The organism is Oleiphilus sp. HI0067, assembly GCF_001635735.1.
In genome coordinates this window covers 1-1,005 of the sequence record NZ_LWFI01000026.1, presented here as the reverse complement: position 1 = coordinate 1,005, position 1,005 = coordinate 1, and the positions used below count along the sequence as shown (strand labels likewise).

The 1,005-nt window shown below is 43.8% G+C and carries 1 pseudogene; it reads right to left on the bottom strand.

Going from position 1 to position 1,005, the window contains the following annotated elements:
- Window positions 1-44: 44 nt before the first annotated feature.
- A pseudogene (locus tag A3739_RS29075) lies at window positions 45-1,005 on the bottom strand (phosphate ABC transporter permease); the annotation flags it as partial.

Sequence of the window (1,005 nt, the reverse complement as noted above, 5' to 3'; positions counted from 1 at the left end):
TTACGGTAGGTAATGCTTCCATCAATTCAATCGATGGTTTTACCTTACGACGTAAACCCGGTGACATGAAATATGCAGTATACAAAGCGCCACAGATTGCTAGAGGCGTTGCAACAAGCATCATAGAACGCGGCTTTTAATGTACCGAATGCAAGAGGGGATAAGCTGTATTTTGGTTCGAAGTCGTTATTCGCTGCTGAAGATTGCCAAATGTAATCTGGTTCTTCATAGCCCTCATACCAAACTTTGCCCCAAAGTGCTGAGAAGGAAATTTCAGGGTGCTCGTTATCCACTAACCACCATTGAATTTTTCCATCCGTAGTTTCAACAAGAAGTTTGTTGGCACGTGGTGCAATAGCAAGATTATTAACGGCTGCGTCTGCACTAATGGTCAATGCAGTGGAATGCGCAGTACTGTTGTAAAACTTAATCGTGCCTTCAGTGTTGGCGATTAAGAAACCCTTACGACGTTGTTCAATATCTGCCGCTGCAATCTTACCGCCGACGGCTTCAAAGGTACGAATGTTTTCAAGACGATACTTGTTGTTTTCATCGCGTACCATGAACCACTGCGAGGTGCTTCCTTGGCTGTCGGAGACCAAGATGGAAGCACCACCCAGTAGTAAGGTCATATCGTCAATTAAAGTATTTTCGTCACCCACTTTGATGGTGCCGTTGACGATATTTTCACGTTTTGCATTGAGATCTAAAACCTGGATATGTCCATCATTGGTACCGACAAATACAAAGCGCATCGCAGGTTCAGCAATGATAAATTTAGGTGCGACATCAAGTTGTGGGAGATCAACTTCTTCAGGCACTAAACGTATTTCACCGCTCAAGAAGTCTTCTTCTTGTTCGAATTGTTTTGCGACCAAGGCGTTCGATTCTGTTACCGCGACGACCATTAGTGCGCCGTCACTTAAGGCAATAGAAATTTCTTTTAGAGGCTCACCATTTTCAGCTAGCTGCATAGCCTCTTCGCCGAATGGATATTCAATAAAA